Here is a 19683-nt window from a genome sequence, read left to right as displayed (position 1 = left end):
AGGGCGGCTTCGATTCATCCTCGTGGATGGCCATGGGTGGGCTACTCCTCGGCGACGGCGGCGATGAGCTTCGTGGATTCGTCCGGAGTCAACGGCCGCTGCTTGCAGGTTGTCGAGATCAACCTTAAGTGTGCGTACGGATGCCACGTGGGTGGCCATCGGTCGCCGGTTCGACCGCGACGTCGTCTCCGGCCACTGCGAGCACGCCGGGGATCAACCGACGGGATGCATCACCGAGGTGGCGGCGCGGACGAAGGCGGCGACCGCCGGGGAGTTCGCATCTTGGGGCCAGGCGACGGCGAGTGTGGCCGGTTCCAGGTCCGCGACCGGCCGGTAGGCGATTCCGGGCAGCGGGTAACGCCGCGTCACCCAGGCCGGAAGGAAGCAGACCATGCGCCCCAGCTCTACCAGCCGGAAGATCTGGGTGATGTCCGAGAGCGGCTGCCGGGTTCCGGCCGTGAGCTCGCGCGGTGCCGTCCGTGGCCGCGCAGAAGCGCTCTCACCGGTGTGAACTCGCGAGCGCGGCGACCCGCCCTCCCCGGCGAGGGTGCCGTCCGGGAGGCTCCGGCCGGCCAGGTCGGCCAGCCGCAAAGACGGCCGGGCCGCGAGGGGGTCGCTCGCGGCCAGAGCGACCAGGCGGGGTTCGGTCAGCAGCGGCTCGACGTCCAGTCCGCGGTCGTCGAAGGGGCTGACGAGCAGCGCGACGTCGGCCCGCCCGTCGCGCAGCGCCGGCGCCTGCTCGCCCCGGCCGCCGAGCACCAGTTCGACGTCGATCGCCGCGCTGTCGCGCTCGTACACGGACAGGATCCGTGGCAGCAGCCCCGCGTCGTTGTCCGCCTTCAGCGCGAGCCGCAGCACCGGGGCGGACCGCCCGGCGTTGCGGGCCCGCCGGCCGGCGGCGCCGATCGCGTCGAGCGCGGTGCGGGCATCCCGCAGGAGGACCTCCCCGGCCGCCGTGAGTCTCACCTGACGGGTGGTGCGCTCGAGCAGCCGTACGCCCAGCCGGCGTTCCAGCTCGCGGATCGCCCGGGAGAGCGGGGGCTGCGCCATGCCCAACCGCTGGGCGGCGCGCCCGAAGTGCAGCTCTTCGGCGACCGCGACGAAGTACCGGAGCTCGCGCGACTCCAGGTCATTCATATCGCCAGGGTATCAATCCGAATCGGATCGGTCCTTCAGGTTCCCGCCGCGGCCGGATTGACTGCCCAGTGCCGTCCCGCGCACCGCCTGACGCGGGCGCCCATGTGATCGCGCTTCCCTTGGAGAGTCAATGATCGTCATCACCACGCCCACCGGCCGGATCGGCCGGCAGGTCCTCGACCGCGTCCTGGCGAGCGGAGAGCCGGTGCGTGTGATCGCGCGCGACCCCTCCCGCCTCTCTCCCCGAGTGCGCGAACGGGTCGAGGTCGTGGCGGGTTCGCACAACCGCCTCGACGTCCTCGCCGAGGCCCTGGACGGCGCCGACTCCGTCTTCTGGCTCGTGCCTCCCGACCCCCGGGCCGACAGCGTCGAAGGACACGTTCTCGGCTTCACCCGCCCGTTCTGCGAGGCCATTGAGAGCCGGGAGGTACAGCGGGTCGTCGGCGTCTCGACCCTGGGCCGCGGCATCGCCCGGAACGCCGGGCAGATCTCCGCGTCACTCACCATGGACGAGCTGATCGAGAGCACCGGCGTGAACTACCGGGCCCTGCAGATGCCCGGCTTCATGGAGAACACGCTGCAGCAGGTCGGCGCGCTCAGGAACCAGGGCGCCTTCTTCCTCACGCTGTCCCCGGACCGGAAGAACCCGACGTGCGCCACCCGCGACATCGCCGCCGTCGCGGCCGAGCTGCTACTCGATCACTCCTGGAGCGGGCAGGACGGCGTGCCGATCCTCGGACCCGAGGATCTGTCGCCGAACGACATGACGCGGATCATGTCGGAGGTGCTGGGGCGGCCGATCCGCTTCCAGCAGGTCTCCGGTGAGGCGTACAAGGCCACTCTCGTACGGAACGGGGTGAGCGAGGTCTGGGCGCAGGGTCTCGTCGACATGGCCGCCGCGGTCGACGAGGGTCTGTACCGCGCGCAGCCGCGTACGCCGCGATCCACGACTCCGACCGGCTTCCGCCAGTGGTGCGAGGAGGTGCTCAGGCCCGCCGTTGCCGGCTAGGCGGAGCCCCCACCCTTCGAACGGGCGCGGAGGTGGGCGCGTTCGCCCTGCCGGCCGAAGAGGCTGAGGAACTCGACCGCCTCGGCGTCGGCGGCGCCGAACCAGTGCGGCACCCGCGTGTCGAACTCGGCCGCCTCGCCGGGGGAGAGCACCAGGTCCTGGTCGCCGAGGACGATCCGCAGCCGTCCGTTGAGGACGTACACCCAGTCATAGCCCTCGTGGGTCCGCAGCTCGGGCTCCCGGCGGCTGCTGCCCGCCGGGATGACGGTCTTGTACGCCTGGATGCCGCCGGCCCGGCGGGTCAGCGGCAGCAGCGTCATGCCGTGGCGCTCGATCGGCCGCAGGTGGATGCGCGGGTCGCCGGTGGGCGGAGCGTCGACGAGCTCGTCGAGTGTCACGCCGTGGGCCCTGGCGAGCGGGAGCAGCAGCTCCAGGGTCGGCCGGCGGGCCCCGGACTCCAGCCGGGACAGGGTGCTCACCGAGATGCCGGTCGCCGCCGACAGCTCCGCGAGCGTGGTCTCCCGCTGGCGCCGCAGCGCGCGTAGCCGGGGCCCGACCGCCCCGAGTGCCTGATCGAGGTCGTCGTCCATGCCACCAGTTTGCCAGAACCGCAACAACGTTTGCGATTCCGGCCAAGGATCTCGCATCCTCGCGGTGGAGGTGGTCGACGTGACCGATCTGTTGAGAGACGACTATGACGTGGTGGTGGTCGGCGGTGGCGCGGCGGGGCTGAGCGGAGCGGTGACGCTGGCCCGGTCGCGGCGGTCGGTGCTGGTGATCGACGCGGGTTCGCCGCGCAACGCCCCGGCCGAGGGCGTGCACGCGCTGCTGGCCCGCGAGGGGATCCCGCCGGCCGAGCTGCTGGAGCGCGGCCGGGCGGAGGTCCGCGGGTACGGCGGCCAGGTGGTGCCCGGCGAGGTCGGCGCGGTCGCCCGCGAGGAGGACGGCTTCGCGGTGACCCTGACGGACGGCCGGGCGGTCCGGGCGCGCCGGCTGCTGGTCGCCACCGGCGCGGTCGACGAGCTGCCGGACGTCCCGGGGCTGCGCGAACGCTGGGGCCGGGACGTGCTCCACTGCCCGTACTGCCACGGCTGGGAGGTCCGTGACCAGGCCATCGGCGTGCTGGCCACCGGTCCGATGTCGGCCCACCAGGCGAAGCTGTTCCGGCAGCTGAGCGCCGACGTCGTGTTCTTCTCCCACACCACGGCGCCGACCGGCGAGCAGACGGAGGAGCTGACCGCCCGGGGCGTCCGGATCGTCCACGGCGAGGTCGCCGCGCTGGAGATCGCCGACGATCGCCTGGTGGGAGTACGCCTGAGCGACGGCACGGTCGTGGAGCGCGAGGCGCTCGCGGTCGCGTCCCGTATCGCGGTGCGCGCGGACTTCCTCGCCGGGCTCGGGCTGCGGCCGGCGGACCATCCGACGGGGATCGGCCAGTACCTCCCCGCCGACGCCACCGGCCGTACCGACGTGCCCGGAGTGTGGGCTGCCGGGAACGTCGCCGACCCGGCCGCCCAGGTCGGCGCCGCCGCCGCGGCGGGCACCATGGCCGGGGCCCAGATCAACGCGGACCTGGTCGCCGAGGAGACCCGTCGGGCGGTCGCCGCCCTCCGGGACCCCTTCTCGGCCGAGGCCGAGGCCCGCCTGTGCGAACAGGTGATGGGCGACCGTCGCCACGGCCTGTGAACAACGAAGGGGAATCCACCATGTCCGAGCAGTTCGGCCAGGACTTCTGGGAAGAGCGTTACGCCGGCGACACCCACGTCTGGAGCGGGCGGCCCAACCCGCAGCTCGTCGCGGAGGCCGGGGACCTCACGCCCGGCACGGCCCTGGACGCGGGGTGCGGTGAGGGCGCCGACGCCGTCTGGCTCGCCTCCCGCGGCTGGCGGGTCACGGCGGTGGACTTCGCCGCCACCGCGCTGCGCCGCGCGCGGGAGCACGCCGAGACCTTCGACGCCGACGCCGCGGGCCGGATCGACTGGCTGCAGGCCGACCTGACCGCCTGGGCACCGCCCGAGCAGCGGTTCGACCTGGTCTCCACCCACTACGTCCACCTGGCGGGGGAGCGCGCGGCGTTCTTCCGCCGGATGGCGGCGGCCGTCGCGCCGGGCGGCTCGCTGCTCGTCGTCGGCCATCATCCGTCGGACCTGGAGACCACGGTCGGGCGCCCGCCGCTCCCGGAGCTGTTCTTCACCGCCGAGGACGTCGTGGCCTGCCTCGACTCCGGCCGGTGGGACGTCGTCGCCGCCGAGGCCCGTCCCCGCCCGGCCACGGACCCCGACGGCAACGAGGTCACCGTCCACGACACGGTTCTGCGCGCCGTCCGGCGCCGCTGAACTCTGCGCCGAGGATTTTCGCCGCTCCGACGACGAGGATCCTCGGCGCCGATCCTCCTGCGCGGCGCGCCCCGTGACCGTGTCGGTGGGTCGGAGCAGGAATGGCCGGCAGCCCGTCGGCCACCACGATCGACGCCTTAGCCGAGGCGCTCCGCCGTGGGTCACTCCGGCGGACCGTCGGCGGCCTCGTAGGCACGTTCACCTGCGGCGGCGAGAAGCGCCTCGCCGGTGGACGTACGGGTGTAGAGGACGTAGCGGCCGGTTCGGTGCGAGCCGACCAGGCCGGCGGAACGCAGGGCCGTCAGGTGCTGGGAGACCGCGCCGGCGGTCATCCCGATCCGGTGCGCCAGGTGGGTGGTGGAGGCGGGAGTGTCCAGTTCGCCGAGCAGCAGCGCCTTCGACCGGCCGAGCACCGCGGCCAGTGACCGAGGCGCCTGTCCGCCGCGTCGCTCCCACAGGGCGGCGATGCCGCGCGGGGGGGGTACCGCAGTGTCGGTTGCCAGCCCGGAGTGGTGACAGCGAACAGATGGGGCCAGACGAACACGGAGGGGACGAGCAGCAGTCCGCGGCCCCGGAGACGACCGGTGCCGGAGAAGTACCGGAGGCCGACGTAGAGGGTCTCACTGTGCCAGCTGACGTTCGGGTCGAGGTCGTCCAGCAGGCGCTGCGCGCCGCCCTCGGCCAGGATCCTCGCGCGATGCAGCACGTCGCCTTCGAGCAGAGTTCGCATGCGGGGCCAGTACGGAGCGAGCGCCGCGTGCCAGTACGCCTCGATGGTCTCGACGAGGCGATCGAGTCCGGCACGCGGGTCGGCGCGCAGGGCGTCGATCCTCGGAGACCGGGGCGCGTACGGCCCGTCGAGGTCGCCGAGGACCTGGTCGGCCGCGACCGGCTGGGGCGGGCGAACGCGCACCTGGTGGCGCTCGACGCCGTCACGGAGATCGGAGGGCGGAGCGTGGGCGGGCTCCTGGTCGCTCTCGTCTCCGCCCCCGTCGCGATCGGGGTCGACGCGGCCACGTACCTCTGGTCGGCGGTGCTGCTGCGACGCGTCCGGCGGCCCGAGCCGCGGCCGCGGCCCGCCGGGAGCCCGGCGCTCCGAAGGGACGTCGCCGAGGGCGTCCGTCACGTGTTCGGCCACGCCGTCCTGCGGCCCATCGTCCTCGCGGGCACGTGCACGAACCTCGCCATTCAGGTCTGCCAGACCATGCTCCCCGTGGTCTTCGTCCGTCTGGGACTGTCCGGCGTCGCCATCGGCGTCTTCTTCGCCGTGGGCGGCGCCGGGACGCTGCTGGGGTCGCTGTCCGCCCACCGTCTCGCCCGCGGTCTCGGGTCGGGGCGGATCCTGTGGCTCGTGGGCCTGGCGATCGCGCCGACCGGAATCGGCGTCGCCCTCGTCGACCGCGGTCCGGCGTTCTGGCTCGCCGCCTTCGCCTGGCTGGTCATCACCTTCAAGGTCGGCGTGGACAACGTGATCCAGGTGAGTTTCCGGCAGTCGGTCACGCCGGATCGGCTCCTGGGCCGGATGAACGCCACCGTGCGCTTCGTCATGACCGGCGCGCTCGCGCTCGGCGGGGCGCTCGCGGGCCTGCTCGGCCAGTTCGCCGGCGTCCGAGCGGCCCTGTGGGCGGGGGCGGCGCTGTTCGCCCTGGTCTGGGTACCGACCTTCTTCTCCCCGCTCCGGACGGCGCGGGCACTCCCGGACTGAACCGCCCGTGCCGAGGATCTCCGTGCCCCGACGACGGAGATCCTCGGCACGGACGTGCCTAACCCGGCTTGCGGCTCGTGATGATCTCGTCGATCAGGCCGTACTCCCGTGCATCCTCGGCCGTGAGGTACCGGTCCCGCTCGATGTCGGCGCGGACCTGCTCGGCCGGGCGGCCGGTGTGCCGGGCCAGGATGGTCTCCAACTGCTCGCGCAGCCGGATGATCTCGTTGGCCTGGATCTCCATGTCGCTGGTCTGGCCGTAGCCGCCCTCGGTGCTCGGCTGGTGGATCAGGATCCGCGAGTGCGGGAGCGCGGCGCGCTTGCCGGTGGCGCCCGCGGCGAGCAGCACGGCGGCGGCCGAGGCGGCCTGGCCGATGCACGTCGTCTCGATCTGCGGCTTGACGAACTGCATCGTGTCGTAGATCGCCGTCATCGCGGTGAGCGAGCCGCCGGGGGAGTTGATGTACAGGCTGATGACCCGGTCCGGGTCCATCCCCTCCAGCGCGATGAGCTGCGCGATGACGTCGTTGGCGAGGGTGTCGTCGATGGGCGCGCCGACGAAGACGATGCGCTCCTCGAACAGCTTGTTGTACGGGTTGCTCTCCTTCATCCCGTACGACGTGCGCTCGACGTAGGACGGCAGGATGTACCGGGCCGTTGCGTTCCTCACGGGGCCACCCCTCCGGCCTCGATGGCGCTGGTGACGACGTGGTCGATGAGGCCGTACTCGCGGGCCTCCTCGGCGGTGAAGTAGCGGTCGCGATCGGCGTCGTGCTCGATCTGCTCGTATGGCCGGCCGGTGTGCTCGGCGATGAGCTGCAGGAAGCGGTGCTTCATGTGCACGCTCTGCTCGGCCTGGATGCGGATGTCGGAGGCGGTGCCCCGGATGCCGCCGGACGGCTGGTGCATCATGATCCGCGTGTTGCGCAGCGCGTAGCGTTTGCCGCGCGTGCCCGCCGTCAGCAGGAACTGCCCGGCCGAGGCGGCCATGCCGAGCGCGACCGTCGAGACGTCGTTCGGCAGGTACCTCATCACGTCGAACATGGCGAACATCGCGTCCATCGACCCGCCCGGCGAGTTGATGAAGATCTTGATGTCGCGCTCCCCGTCCTGGGCGGCGAGGAGCAGCAACTGGGAGCACACCCGGTTGGCCAGGTCGTCGTCGATCTCCGAGCCGATGAAGACGATCCGCTGGTCGAGCAGCCGCTGGAAGAGCTGCTGGGAGTGGATGTCCTGCGGAATCTCGGTGACCCGCGCGCGTGGTTGCAGAGTCGGAAAGTCCATCAGCGCTCCTTCGCTGCCACACGCCCCTGCGCGCGTGGCGGGTGTCCGCGAGCCGGCGCGCTCCTGCGCCGGGCGAGTTCTGTACAGAATAGCAAGAACGTACAGAATGATAGAATCGCTGCATGACACGAGAGGTCCCCGTGACGCAGGCCCGCGCCGACCTGGCGGAGCTCGTCAACCGTGTCGGCTACACCGGCGAGAGGGTCCTCCTGACCCGGCACGGCAAGCCGCTCGCGGCCCTGGTGCCGGTGGAGGACCTTGAGGCACTCGAACGGCGGCCCGCGGAGATCGGCTTCACTCTGTCGCTGCCCGCCGAGGCGGAGCCCGAGCCCGAACAGCCGCCGCGCCCGTCCGGCCCGCTGCGCATCGCGGCGGAGCGCCGGGAGGCCGGCCGGTCCGGCCGTCCCCGCTGGAAGCGCTGACACGACCCACCGACGGATCGCAGCGCGCCGATGAGGGCGCGCCATCGAGTACGGCCCCGCCGCGGCTCATGGCTCGACGCGGGCCGCGTTCCGCCGCGGGCGCGGGCGGACCGTTCCGGCGGTCCCGGCCGGGCGGATCTCCAGAGGGCTGCGGCCTTCCTCCGGTCGGTCGTAAGGTCTACGTCGTGAGCCCCCCACGCCTACCGGAACACCTCGAACTGCTGCTGACCGAAGAACCCGTTCTGGACGTGTACTCGTACGGACCCTGGCGTGTCCCCGACGGGTTGTACGACGAGATCCGCGAGCGCGCCCGCGCGTTCGACGCCGACGAGCGCGCCCGCGCGCTGACCGGCGGGCTCAGCGACTTCTACGCCACGGGCACCTCCGCGGCGGGCGCGGAGCTGTGGTCCCTGCTCACGTTCCTGCTCGGCGCCGCGGCGATCCGGGCCGGCTCGCGCGGCGACATCGACTACGAGCTGCTCACGCAGTTCCTGGCCAAGCCCGAGCCGCCGGTCCGCGACCCGGTCGCCTGGTTCAGCCAGGGCGGCCGGCTGCGGCCGCCCGGCCTGTGGCTGGTGGAGAACGCCGGTGACGACGTCGAGCTCCGGGAGACGATGTTCGCCCTCGGCCGCGAGTCCCTTGACGTGTTCGCGGGGGTCACGCCGCTCGAGGAGCGCCGCCGGGCCCTCATCGCGCTGTTCGACCGGCACGCGGAGGACCCGGAGCTACGGGCCCGCGACCTGACCACGCCGCACGGCGAGCTGGAGCGGGCCTGGGCGTCGGACCTGCCGGACGAGACCGTCTCCGCACTGCCGGAGCTGGCCGGGCCGACCGGCTATCTCACCTGGGCGTGCGCGGGCTGGATCGCCGCGCACGAGCGACTGCTCGCGGCGGTCCCGGGCGGAGACCCGCTGGTGACCGCGCTGGCCCGGCTGCTCCTGCAGGCCGACGCGCAGGCGGTGCCCGCGGACTTCGCGTTCGCCGTCGGCGTCGAGCGGTATGAGAGCGTCCAGGAGCGCTTCCAGCACCTGCGGGAGGGCTTCCGCGCCGACCCGTGGCAGGCGGAGGTGCGGTCCTGGCTCGCGCGGGGCCTCGTCGCGGGCGAGGCCGACGCCTGCCGGGCCTGGCTGGACATGGGCCTGCGGATCACCGGGTGCGCGCAGGGCCTGCCCGACAGCGCCGTGAGCCCGAAGAGCCGGCTGCCGGTCCGCGGCTTCCAGACGGACCTGCGCCGCCTGTTCCGCGCCCGTACGGTCGTCAACCCGCTCACCGCACGGTTCGCCGGCGTGCCGTCGGCCGAGGAGGCGCGGAACGCGACGGCGGCCGAGGAGACCGGCGCCGACCTCGTCGGCCAGCCGGAGATCGTGACGACGCTCGCCGACGTCCTGCGGACCGGCGCGTCCGCGCAGCCGGTGCGCCTCCTGCTCAGCGGGCCCGACGCCACGGGCAAGGGCACGGCGATCCGGGTCATCGAGCAGACCCTGACCGAACGCGGGGACGTGCGCGAGGCCGTCTGGGTCTCCGACCAGGTGTTCGCGAACCTCCACGTCAGCGACACGATCCTGTACCTCCTGGCGCGGGTGCGCGAGTGCCTCGAAGGGCGGGTCCTCGTCATCGAGGGCCTCGACCGCATCCTCGCCCTCGAGCACTGCGGTGGCGCGTTCGCCGAGGAGCTGCGCCGCGTCCTCGAACGCCACCAGAAACTGCACGTCGTCGCGGCGTGCCGTACGGGCGGCGACGAGCGGATCTTCGACGCGAACCCGGCCCTGCACCAGCACTTCCGGGTGGCCCGCACCCGGGAGTTCGCCGAGGACGACTACGCGGAGCTGTTCCGGCGGGCCGTCGCACGGCGCGGCCTGACCGCCGCGCGGGAGGCCGCGGTGACCGCCGGGGTGCTGCTGTCCCGTACCCCGCCGCTGCTGAACCTGCGCGGCGCGCGCCTCGTGGAGTACCTCGCCGAGCAGTGCGTGGCGGCGGCGGCCGCCCGCGGCGAGACGGAGGTCGCGGTCGCGGACCTGCCGCAGCGGGTCATCCCCGGCGGCGCCGCCGACGCCGACCCGATGGCCGAGCTCGACGCGTGCGTGGGCCTGAAGTCGGTGAAGAACGAGGTGCGCCTGCTCGTCGCCGAGGCCGAGGCCGCCCGGATGCGCCGCGAGGCGGGCATGCCGGTCGCCGCCCGGCCGAGGCACCTGGTCTTCACCGGCAACTCCGGCACGGGCAAGTCCAAGGTCGCGCGGATCCTCGGCCGCATCTACGCCGACCTCGGCGTGCTGTCCTCCGGCCACCTCGTCGAGGTGGACCGCTCCGACCTGGTCGGCGAGTACGTCAGCGAGAGCGGCCCGCGGGTGCGCCGGGCGGTGGAGCGCGCGCACGGCGGCGTGCTGGCCATCAACGACGCGCACAACCTCATGCCGGGCGACTCGCCGCGCAACCGGGAGTCGATCGATGTCCTGCTGGCCGCCGTGCAGTCCCACCCGGAGGACCTCATCGTCGTGCTGTGCGGGCCTGAGGCCGCGATGAACGGCCTGCTCAAGAGCGACTCGGAGCTGGCGGCGTTCTTCCCCAAGCAACTGCGGTTCCCGGACCTCACCGAGGACGAGCTGATCGAGATCTTCCAGGCGAAGGCCGCCGACGCGGGTTTCGCGCTGCGGGAGGGTGTGCTCGACAAGGTCCGCGACCTCGTACACGCGGGGGCGCGCGACCGGGCCGCCGGGAACGCCCGGCTGATGATCAACCTGCTCGACCGCGCCGTGGCGATGCAGTCGCGGCGCGTCCTCGACGACGGCGTGCTCACCGACGACGAGTCCCTCGACGAGATCTTCGCCGAGGACATCCCCGGCACGCTGGCCGCCGGCGGCCACATCGACCTGCCCGGCGACCCGCTCGCCGAGATCGAGCGGCTGATCGGCCTGGACGCGGTCAAGCAGGAGGTGCGCCTGCTCGTCGCCGAGGCCAAGGCCGAGCAGCTCCGCCGTGACGCCGGCATCCCGATCGCCTCACCGACGCGGCACATGGTGTTCACCGGCAACCCCGGAACGGCCAAGACGACCATGGCCCGGCTGCTGGCCGCGGTCTACGTCAAGCTCGGGCTGCTGTCGTCGGGGCACCTGGTCGAGGTCTCCCGCGCCGACCTCGTCGGCGAGTACGTCGGGCAGACCGCGCCGAAGGTGCGCGCGGCGGTGGAGCGGGCGCTGGGCGGCGTGCTGTTCATCGACGAGGCGTACGCCCTGACGCCCGCCGACTCCGGACGCGACTACGGGCACGAGGCGATCGCCGAGCTGCTCAAGCTCATGGAGGAGCACCGCGCCGACCTCGTCGTCATCGTGGCGGGCTACGAAGGGCCGATGTTGCGGTTCCTGGAGTTCAATCCGGGCCTCGCCTCGCGCTTCCCGACCGTCCTGCGGTTCCCGGACTACACCGACGACGAGCTCGTCGCGATCTTCGAGGTGATGGCGGCCGACGCCGGCTTCCAGGTCGCCGAGGGCGTGCTCGACGCCGTACGCTCCCGGCTGCGCGCGGCGGCCCGCGGCGAGTCGTTCGGGAACGCCCGTCTCATGCGGAACATCCTGGACCGCGCCGTCGCCCTGCAGGCGCAGCGCATCACCGGGCAGGAGGCGCCCGACCACGAGGAGATCCGGCTGCTCCGGCAGGAGGACCTCCCGGAGACCGACGCGCCCGCCGACCGGGACGAGCGCCTCGGCCAGTACCTCTGACCGAGGACCTGTGACCAGGGGCCCTGTGACCAGGGGTCCGTACCTGAGGACGGACCCCTGGTCCCGGACGCGCCTCCGCTCGGTCCTCTTCGTCTACTCGAGGGCGACCCGGAGGCCCAGGGCCACCAGCGTCATGCCGAGCATCCCCTCCTGAGCGCGGTGGAACCGTGGCGCGTTGAGCCAGCGACGTACCCTCCCGAGACCCAGGGCGATCAGGCTGAGCCCGGTGAGGCTGAACGCCACCGCGATCGTCGCCAGCCCCAGGGCCAGCGGCATGGCGGCCCCGGCGCGGTCGGCCGGGAGGAACTGGGGGAGGGTGGCCAGGAAGAACAGTGACGCCTTCGGGTTCGTCAGGTTCGTCAGCAGCCCTTGTGCCAGGGGAGAGCGCGGAGACAGCCGGCGCGGCGCGCGTTCCGCGACGACGTCCTCCGGCTCCGGCGGGGCTCCTCGCCATGCCGACCACAGGGAGCGAAGGCCGAGAAGCAGGAGGAACACGGCTCCGGTCAGCTTGACCGCCTCAAAGGTCGTCTCGCTGCGCAGCAGCAGCCCCGCCAGGCCGAGAGCCACCGCGACCGCGTGGACGAACAACCCGAGGGCGCACCCCAGAGCCGTCGCCAGCCCGGTCCACGTACCGCCCTTGAGAACGTTGCGGATGACCACGGCGGTGTCCAGGCCCGGCGTGATGGTGATCAGTAAGCACAGTCCGAGGTACGGTCCCAGCGTCTGCCACATGTCCGCCATTCTCCAGCCATGTATGTATTCGATCTCTAGCGCCGGCGTCCCCCTACTCCGGCCAGTTGCGATACCGCCGCCTGCCGTAGAGCAACGGGCCGGGTCCCCGGTGCTGGGTGACGCGGCCGACCCTCCCGAAGAGGACCACATGGCTCCCCCCGTCCGCCGTGCGAGCGACCCGGCAGTCGGCTATCGCGTGCGCGTGCCCGGTCAGATGTGGTCCCGACGGCCCGGCCGACCAGTCCACCGACGCGAACCGCTCCGGGACGCTCGTCCTCGAGCTGAACAGCTCGGCGATGGACTGCGAGCCGCCGTGCAGGAGGTTCACCGCGAAGGTTCCCCGCCGCAGGATGGCGTCCAGGGTGGGGCTCTCCGCACGGAGACACACCAGCAGTGTGGGCGGGGCCGTCGTGAGACTGCACAGCGCCGAGCACGTCATACCCCACGGCCGCCGGTCGTCATCCAGGGTGGTCACGATGGCGACCCCGCTGGGGAACTCCGACATCAGCGACCGGAACTCGTTCGGTGAGCAGACATCCGGCATCGAGACGGATGATTCAGTCACTGCGCATCGCCCTCCGCGCCTCGTTCATCGCCCCGCCCCCGGGCAGGCGCGCCCGGGGGCGGCGCGCCGTCAGTTCCCGTGGAGGTGGCGGAGGTAGGCGTAGGTCGAGGGCAGAGTGCCCAGGAGCTCGTCCCGCCGGCGTGCGACCTCGGCGAACACCGCTTCGGCGGACCGAACCGAGTCCGGGCGGTGGCTCAGGAGGGGTGTCGAGTGCTCCGGCAGGACGTCGAGTCCGGTGAAGACGCAGTAGTAGTTCGCGTTGCTCCAGAAGTTGCGGAACTCCGCCTCGAAGTTGCCGTAGTAGCTGCTCTCGTCGGTGACCGGCAGGTCGACCCCCAGGCCGGCCTTGTACCGCGCGACCTTCTCCTTGAAGTCGTCGGCGAGCTCCAGCTCCTTGCAGGCGCGCCAGAACGGCGTGTCGTTCCGCGGGGCGAAGCTGAAATGGGCCTGGATGAAGTCCCGCGTGTCGTCGAACATCTTCTCGATCTCGCGGTTGAACCGGTTCGTCACGACCGGGTCGAAGCGCTTGTCCGGGAAGTTCCTGACCAGCTGGTACAGCGCGGCGTACACGAAGTAGATGCCGGTGGACTCCAGCGGCTCCAGGAAGCAGGAGGACAGGCCGATGCCGACGCAGTTCTTCACCCAGGCCCGCCGGTTCCGGCCGACCCGGAACCTGATGTGGTTGAGCGAGTGCTTCTCCGGGTCGAGGTTCCACATCCGGCAGAACTCCTCGGTCGCCTCGTCCTGCGTGGCGAAGCGGCTCGAGTACACGTAGCCGGTGCCGAACCGGCCGAGCAGCGGGATCTTCCAGGTCCAGCCCGAGGACATCGCGATCGCCGAGGTGTACGGCTCGATGCCGTCGTTCTCGTCGTCGTTCGGCACCTGGGTGGCGACCGCCCGGTCGTTCAGCAGGTGGTCGCTCATGTCCAGGAACGGTTCCTTCATGACCTGGTTGATGAGAAGGCTCCGGAACCCCGAGCAGTCGATGAACAGGTCGCCTTCGAGCCTGCGGCCGGCCTCAGTGTTGATCGCGGTGATGTGCCCGTTCTGGTCGATCTCCGCGTCGGTGAACCTGTCCTCGATGTGCACCGCCCCCTGCTCCTTGGTGGCGAACCGGCGCAGGAAGTCGGCGACCAGCTGGGCGTCGAAGTGCCACGCGTAGCTCGCCCACTTCGTGCCGTCCCTGTGGCGGGGGGACAGTTTCCGGTCGAAGATCGCCGGCTGGACGTAGCATGCGCGGTCGAACGGCTCATCGGTGCCGCCGTGCAGCTTCTTGTAGGTCCAGTAGTGCGACAGCGGCAGGTTGTCGTGCTCCGGGAGCAGGCCGAATGAGTGATCGAACTCGTCCCGCCCCTTTCCGTGCGGCCGGGATCGGGCCTCACCCTCGCCGGGCGTCCGCCAGTTGATGAATCTGATGCCCATCTTGTAGCTCGCGTTGCATTCCGGCATCCAGTCTTCCTCGGACAGGCCGAGGAAGTCGAAGAACACCTTCTGCAGATTGGGGATCGTTGCCTCGCCCACCCCGATCCGCGGAATGGCCGGCGCTTCGAGCACCGTGATCCTGACCGATCGCCCGAGGGCCCTTCCCAGGTAGGCGGCCGACATCCAGCCCGCCGTGCCGCCTCCCAGGACAACGATGTTCTTGATCTGGTCGTCACCGGTCATGAAGGACTCCCCTGTCAGATCGCTCGGCGAAGCCTGGATTTCCCGGCACTTCATTGGACCGGAGTTTCCAAGCTTGTCAGAAGATTTGACAAACGGTAGTGATCTTAGACCGATGGGTCGCATCTGGGAAGAATCGGTCCGAGCCGGACAAAAGCGTTACGCCGTGGTGCACCTGGTGTTCGCCAGGTATGCCCGTCCGCGCTGTTCGGCCATTCACGAACGGCCGTAAAAGCCGACCGAAAAGTCAGGAGTCCACGCAGCAGGACCGCTTGCTCTCCTCCAGATAGTGCGGGTCGTGCCACCAGTACCGCCGGTTGGACGGATGCTCCGGGACGGGCGGCAGCATCCGCCCCACCGGGGAGGCCGCCGCCTGCTCCGCGGCGGCGAACGGCGCGAGCAACGCGTCGACCGTGTGCGTCTCCCCGTTGACCATCACCTGCCGGACGTCGGCGACCCGCGTGATGTCCTCGAGAGGGTCCCCGCCCAGGAGGACCAGGTCGGCGTACATGCCGGGCTTGATCTGGCCGAGGGGCTCGCCGAGGACCTCGCCGGGCATCCGCGTCGCGGTGGTCAGCGCCTCGTACGGCGTCAGGCCGTACTTCACCATGGCCCGGAGGTTCAGGTGGGTGCTGACGGCGGTGTTGGCGATGGGGGAGTCCGTGCCGGTGATGACCCGCCCGCCGCCCCGGATCATGGCCGCGACCTGGGCGACCTGACGGGCGAGGTTCTGCCGGGTGACGGTCTGGTCGGTGGTCTTGGCCGTCGTCACCGCCGCCTGCAGCGAGGCGTACTCCCATGACGGGTAGAGGGTCGTGACCCGCCGGTCGGTGACGAGTGAGGTGTCCTCCCGGAGGAGCGTCACCGCTCCGAACAGCGTCGGCGTCCGTGCCGCTCCCGAGGCGTTGAAGATCTCGATGACGTCGTCGTATCCGGTGCCGAGCGCGGTGACCGTACGGGAGTAGCCCAGCCGGTTCGTGGCGCCGATGTGCTCCATGCCGTCCCCGCCGAAGGCGAACGCCGGATAGTGGTAGTGGGAGGTGGCGGGAACACCGTGCCGGTGCGCCCACTCGATCAGCTCCCGCTGCCATCCGGCCGGCAACCGCACGTACGCCTTCATCAGGTCGTAGTCGAGCGCGCCCGCGCGTTCGAGTTCGAGGGCGAGCTGGCGGGCGTCGAAGGTCGGGCGCATGAAGTTGTAGAAGATGCGCGGCCCGTCGACGGCCTCGCCGGTGGCGAAGTACCGCGGTGCGACGCGGGCGCCGGACTGGAACGACTCGCGGGCCTCGACCATGTGGTACGCCGGGCTGCCCGGCGAGCGGGTCGTCGTCACACCCAGGGACAGCCAGAGCCGGCCCTGGCGGTCGCCGTACGCGTACCCCTGCATCTCCCGGTGGTTGTGCATGTCGACCAGGCCGGGGATGACCACCGAGTCCCCGGCGTCGAGGATCCGGTCGCCGAGGCCGTGCCCGCGCGCCTCGACAGCGACGATGCGGTGCCCCTCGACGACGATGTCCACGTCGTGCCGCAGTCCCCGTGCGCTGCCGTCCCACATTCGCCGCGCGCGTACGACGGTGCGGCCGCGTGGCCGCGTGTTCGTCCAGGTCAGCGGGGCCGGAACGGTGCGGGTGCGGCGGCCGTCCACGGAGACGACGCGGAGGCGGCCGTTGTTCAGGTACAGCAGCTCGGAGGAGTCGCCGCTCCAGCTCACGGCGTCGGTGACCTCGTCGGTCACCTGCCGGGGTTCGCCCGCCGGAGTGCCGTCGGCGTGGACGTCGACCACCCAGAGCACGCTGGCGACGACGAACGCCATCTTCGTGCCGTCGGGCGACCACACCGGTCCGTCGTCCCCGCGCGTCTGGAGCGAGCGGTCGGGCAGCGGGTCGACGTACGTGCCGGCCCCCGTGCGGCGGTCGACGAGGAGGATCTTGCTCAGGCCCTCGCGGTACCGCGCCGAGTACGGCTTGATCGCCGCCAGGGCGATGACGTTCCCGTCGGGGGACCAGGTCGGGCGGCCGGGCTCGAAGGTCGCCGGGTAGACGCGCTGGACGTCCCCGGACGCCACCGCGACGGTGTAGAGCGCCCCGGTCTGGTCGAGGAACGCCAGGTGCGACCCGTCATGGGACCAGGTCCCCGAGAGCGCCGCGGCGCCCGGCAGGTTCGTGAGCCGGCGGTCCTGCCCGGTGCGCAGGTTCCGGATCCAGATGTCGAGCTTGCCGCCACGGTCCGTGGAGTAGGACAGGTAACGGCCGTCGGGGGACCAGGCCGGATCGCACTTCCACCAGTGGTCGCGGGTGAGCGGTCGCGGCGCCTGCCCGATCTTCATGGTGTAGATGTCGTTGAGGGCACGGAACGCCACCTGCCCGCCGTCGGGGGACAGGACCGGGCTGCCGATGCCCACGACGGGCTTGGGCGCCGTCGAGTCGAAGTCGCGCCTCCGCCTGCGGTAGGACGGGGCGACGACCGTGACCGGCGCCGTGAAGCCGATGTCACGCGGCCGGCCGCCCGTGAGCGACCGGCGGCGGATCCGGCCGTTCGCCGTGTAGACGAACTCCTTCGCCGACGGCCAGGACACCCGGAACGGGAAGACCTCCTCGCCGGTCACCAGCGCCCGGCCCGAGCGCCACAGCTCGCTGCGGTCGTCCACCACGAGGGTGTAGACGATGTCCCGGCCGTCGGGCGTCCAGGCCGGGCTGTGGATCACCTGGCCGGACGGCACCGTCACGGCCGTACGGCGCGCGCCGGTCGCCGGCTCGACGACGTCGATGCGGGTGTTCGCGACCACGAAGGCGATGCGGGTGCCGTCCGGCGACCACGCCGGCTCGTACTCCTCGGCCGCCGAGTCGGTCACCGGGGCGATGGCCCCCGTGTCCAGCCGCAGCGTGTGGATGCCGTAACTCCCGGACAGGTCCGAGGAGAAGGCGATCCGGGTGCCGTCGGGGGAGAACCGCGGCTCGCGGTGGTCGTACGGTCCCTGGGTCAGGCGGCGCGGGTTCGATCCGTCGGCGTCGATCACCCACACGTCGAACACGCCGTCGCGGTACGCCTGGAAGGTGAGCCGCCGCCCGTCGGGTGACCACTCGGGCTGCGCGATGTCGAACAGATCGTCGGTCAGCCGGCGCGCGGGGCCGCCGGAGGCCGGCAGGACCCACAGCACACCGACGAGGTCGATCGCGATGAGCCGTCCGTCGGGCGAGACCTGGGCGGCCAGGTCCGTGCCCTCGCGCAGCCGTACGGTGCGGCCCGTCGGCCGGCCGGACCCCTCCTCCCTCGGTGCTGACGGGGCCGCGCCCTCCGCGGGGGGAGCCGCGCCGACTCCCATGCCCGCGATCGCCGCGGCACCGGCCGCGCCCGTCAGGAGATCCCGTCGCCCGATGCCCGTCATGGGGCTCCCATCCCGGGCAGATGTCCTGCCCGAACGCCGGCCTCGGGCGCGAGACCTCCGCGCACCGGCCGCTGTGGTCGCTCTTCCGTCGCCGTGTCACTCAGGTTCCGGAAGGGACGCTAGATGCGTTCTGGACCACATGCAGCCCGTGTGTCCGCATTCGGTCAGTGACGGGTCGTCGAACGGGTCAGGACTCGGGTCAGGACTCCGTCCGGCGGAGGTACTCGATGTAGAGGGGACGCAGGGCATCGGCGACGTCGCCGTCGCCCGCGTGCGCGAACTCGTTGAGGATCGAGGACAGGTGGGAGACGTCCGCCTCGGCCTGGTCCTGGTGACCCGCGGCCGCCTCGGCCGCGGGGATCGCCTTCAGCAGCCGCCACAGGAACCCGATGTCGAGATGCCGCACCGCGCGCTCGATGGCCCGGTCGTGTAGTTCCTTGGACGACAGCGTCTCCAGCTCTTCCGCCATGTCCTTATTCGACCACGCCCCCGTGTCTCCCCGGCCGCCGGTCTCCGTACGGAGCAGGCCGGGCGGCCGGACCGCACTCGGAAGGATGATGCTCCGTGGCGGGTGAATCATCCGGGAAGGTGACGCGAGCACCCGATTGCGCCCCTTAACGTGGCCACCATGAGTAATCGGCCCGAGTACGGAGGGGTCGGCGCGTCCTCGTACGCCGGCACGCCGGGATCGCACGACCGAGGCGGCGTGACGCCGCGGCGGCGCGCCCACTGGGGGCGCCGCCTGCTGATCGCCTTCCTCGTTCTCCTGTTGCTGCTCGTCGGCTGCTACTTCTACCTCGACTCGCGGCTGCACCGCATCGACGTGTTCGAGGACTACGCCGGCCGTCCGGGGGACACGCCGGGCACCAACTGGCTCATCGTCGGCTCCGACAGCCGCGAGGGCCTGTCGAAGGCGCAGCGCAGTGAGTTCAAGACGGGCCAGGCCGCGGGGCGCCGCACCGACACGATGATGCTGCTGCACATCGGCGACCACGGCACGACGCTGGTCAGCCTGCCCCGCGACTCGTACGTGCCGATCCCCGGCCACGGCTCGAACAAGCTCAACGCCGCCTTCGCCTTCGGCGGGCCGAAGCTCCTCGTCCGCACGGTGGAGCAGGCCACCAGGATCCACATCGACCACTACGCCGAGATCGGCTTCGCCGGGTTCGTCGGCATGACCGACGCGGTCGGCGGCGTGCGGATGTGCATCCCCGAGGAGATGAAGGACCGCAAGGCCGGGATCGACCTCAAACCGGGCTGCCAGACGCTCAAGGGCGGTGAGGCCCTCGGCTTCGTCCGCAGCCGCGCCTTCGCCCGCGCCGACCTGCAGCGGGTCGAGAACCAGCGCAAGTTCCTCGCCGCGCTCGTGCACAAGGCGACCAGCCCGGGCGTGCTCCTCAACCCCTTCCGGATCGTCCCGTTCGCGCTGCGCTCCACGGACACCTTCGCGGTCGACCAGGACGACCATCTCTACAACCTGGTGAGCTTCGCCTGGGCCATGCGCGGCATCACGAGCGGCGACGGCCTGACCACCACGGTCCCCATCGGCGGCACCGGCTCGGCGGCCGGCGTCGGGGAGTACATCACCTGGGACACCGCGCGGGCCGGCACGCTGTTCCGCGACCTGCGCGAGGACAAGCAGATACCGCGGAGCTTCGGGACCCGCTAGCCCGCCGCGCGGCCGGGCGGCGGGTCGCCCGGCGCGGCGGCGCCCGCCGGCGAGGCGGCCGCCG

The 19683-nt window shown here is 71.8% G+C and carries 18 protein-coding genes; 7 read left to right on the top strand and 11 right to left on the bottom strand.

Features of this window, described 5'->3' with window-relative positions; all coding sequences use genetic code 11:
- Positions 1-213: 213 nt before the first annotated feature.
- Complete coding sequence (locus tag NE234_RS08510; RefSeq protein ID WP_252778334.1) at positions 214-1137, bottom strand: LysR family transcriptional regulator; 924 nt, start codon at positions 1135-1137, stop codon at positions 214-216.
- Positions 1138-1267: 130 nt separating this feature from the next.
- Between NE234_RS08510 and NE234_RS08505 the strand changes: the two genes are divergently transcribed.
- On the top strand, positions 1268-2146 hold the full coding sequence (locus NE234_RS08505; RefSeq protein ID WP_252778333.1) for an NAD(P)H-binding protein: 879 nt from the start codon (positions 1268-1270) through the stop codon (positions 2144-2146).
- Here the strand turns inward: NE234_RS08505 and NE234_RS08500 are convergent.
- A complete protein-coding gene (locus NE234_RS08500) occupies positions 2143-2736 on the bottom strand; it encodes a helix-turn-helix domain-containing protein (protein WP_252778332.1) in 594 nt (197 codons plus the stop codon). The two genes, NE234_RS08505 and NE234_RS08500, sit on opposite strands and share 4 nt — an antisense overlap.
- A 64-nt stretch (positions 2737-2800) precedes the next feature.
- Between NE234_RS08500 and NE234_RS08495 the strand changes: the two genes are divergently transcribed.
- Both NE234_RS08495 and NE234_RS08490 read left to right on the top strand, forming a co-directional pair.
- Complete coding sequence (locus NE234_RS08495; protein ID WP_252778331.1) at positions 2801-3832, top strand: NAD(P)/FAD-dependent oxidoreductase; 1032 nt, start codon at positions 2801-2803, stop codon at positions 3830-3832.
- A gap of 20 nt (positions 3833-3852) precedes the next feature.
- Positions 3853-4482 (top strand): class I SAM-dependent methyltransferase, encoded by a 630-nt coding sequence (locus NE234_RS08490; protein ID WP_252778330.1) that lies wholly within the window; start codon positions 3853-3855, stop codon positions 4480-4482.
- Between the two features lie 161 nt (positions 4483-4643).
- On the opposite strand, the gene NE234_RS08485 is transcribed toward NE234_RS08490, so the two are convergent.
- Positions 4644-4895, bottom strand: coding sequence for an ArsR/SmtB family transcription factor (locus NE234_RS08485; protein WP_252778329.1), 252 nt, complete (start codon positions 4893-4895; stop codon positions 4644-4646).
- A complete protein-coding gene (locus tag NE234_RS45840) occupies positions 4811-5257 on the bottom strand; it encodes a DUF5937 family protein (RefSeq protein ID WP_406566977.1) in 447 nt (148 codons plus the stop codon). The genes NE234_RS08485 and NE234_RS45840 overlap by 85 nt, the downstream gene beginning before the upstream one ends.
- On the opposite strand from NE234_RS45840, the gene NE234_RS08480 reads away from it, so the two are divergent.
- The gene (locus NE234_RS08480) at positions 5180-6187 is read left to right on the top strand and encodes an MFS transporter (protein ID WP_256528556.1); all 1008 of its coding nucleotides are present in this window, start codon (positions 5180-5182) and stop codon (positions 6185-6187) included. The two genes, NE234_RS45840 and NE234_RS08480, sit on opposite strands and share 78 nt — an antisense overlap.
- Positions 6188-6245: 58 nt before the next feature.
- Here the strand turns inward: NE234_RS08480 and NE234_RS08475 are convergent, their stop codons facing one another.
- Together NE234_RS08475 and NE234_RS08470 are read right to left on the bottom strand one after the other, a co-directional pair.
- Positions 6246-6857 carry an ATP-dependent Clp protease proteolytic subunit gene (locus NE234_RS08475; RefSeq protein ID WP_406566959.1) on the bottom strand — a complete coding sequence of 204 codons (612 nt, stop codon included), beginning with the start codon at positions 6855-6857 and terminating at the stop codon, positions 6246-6248.
- Positions 6854-7471 (bottom strand): ClpP family protease, encoded by a 618-nt coding sequence (locus NE234_RS08470; RefSeq protein WP_252778327.1) that lies wholly within the window; start codon positions 7469-7471, stop codon positions 6854-6856. Before NE234_RS08470 ends, NE234_RS08475 begins: the two co-directional genes overlap by 4 nt.
- Positions 7472-7593: 122 nt before the next feature.
- Here NE234_RS08470 and NE234_RS08465 point away from each other — a divergent pair, with 122 nt between their 5' ends.
- Entirely contained in the window at positions 7594-7893 is a 300-nt protein-coding gene (locus NE234_RS08465) for a type II toxin-antitoxin system Phd/YefM family antitoxin (protein WP_252778326.1), read from the top strand.
- A 185-nt stretch (positions 7894-8078) separates the two neighbouring features.
- Entirely contained in the window at positions 8079-11606 is a 3528-nt protein-coding gene (locus NE234_RS45230) for an AAA family ATPase (protein WP_252778325.1), read from the top strand.
- Positions 11607-11699: 93 nt separating this feature from the next.
- Here NE234_RS45230 and NE234_RS08455 read toward each other — a convergent pair whose 3' ends face one another.
- From NE234_RS08455 to NE234_RS08435, 5 genes are all read right to left on the bottom strand, one after another.
- Positions 11700-12338 carry a LysE family translocator gene (locus NE234_RS08455; protein ID WP_252778324.1) on the bottom strand — a complete coding sequence of 213 codons (639 nt, stop codon included), beginning with the start codon at positions 12336-12338 and terminating at the stop codon, positions 11700-11702.
- Between the two features lie 52 nt (positions 12339-12390).
- The gene (locus NE234_RS08450) at positions 12391-12882 is read right to left on the bottom strand and encodes a flavin reductase family protein (RefSeq protein ID WP_252778323.1); all 492 of its coding nucleotides are present in this window, start codon (positions 12880-12882) and stop codon (positions 12391-12393) included.
- Between the two features lie 90 nt (positions 12883-12972).
- Positions 12973-14568 carry a tryptophan halogenase family protein gene (locus tag NE234_RS08445; protein WP_252778322.1) on the bottom strand — a complete coding sequence of 532 codons (1596 nt, stop codon included), beginning with the start codon at positions 14566-14568 and terminating at the stop codon, positions 12973-12975.
- A 244-nt stretch (positions 14569-14812) separates the two neighbouring features.
- Positions 14813-17950, bottom strand: a complete 3138-nt coding sequence (locus NE234_RS08440; protein WP_252778321.1) for an amidohydrolase family protein — start codon at positions 17948-17950, stop codon at positions 14813-14815.
- Between the two features lie 199 nt (positions 17951-18149).
- The gene (locus NE234_RS08435) at positions 18150-18419 is read right to left on the bottom strand and encodes a hypothetical protein (protein WP_252778320.1); all 270 of its coding nucleotides are present in this window, start codon (positions 18417-18419) and stop codon (positions 18150-18152) included.
- Positions 18420-18578: 159 nt separating this feature from the next.
- On the opposite strand from NE234_RS08435, the gene NE234_RS08430 reads away from it, so the two are divergent.
- Positions 18579-19619: an LCP family protein gene (locus tag NE234_RS08430; RefSeq protein WP_252778319.1), complete on the top strand. Its 1041-nt coding sequence runs from the start codon at positions 18579-18581 to the stop codon at positions 19617-19619.
- Positions 19620-19683: the final 64 nt, after the last annotated feature.

It is taken from the genome of Actinoallomurus rhizosphaericola, from assembly GCF_024055675.1.
Taxonomy (GTDB): domain Bacteria; phylum Actinomycetota; class Actinomycetes; order Streptosporangiales; family Streptosporangiaceae; genus Actinoallomurus; species Actinoallomurus soli.
This window is presented reverse-complemented; position numbering and strand designations above follow the sequence as displayed.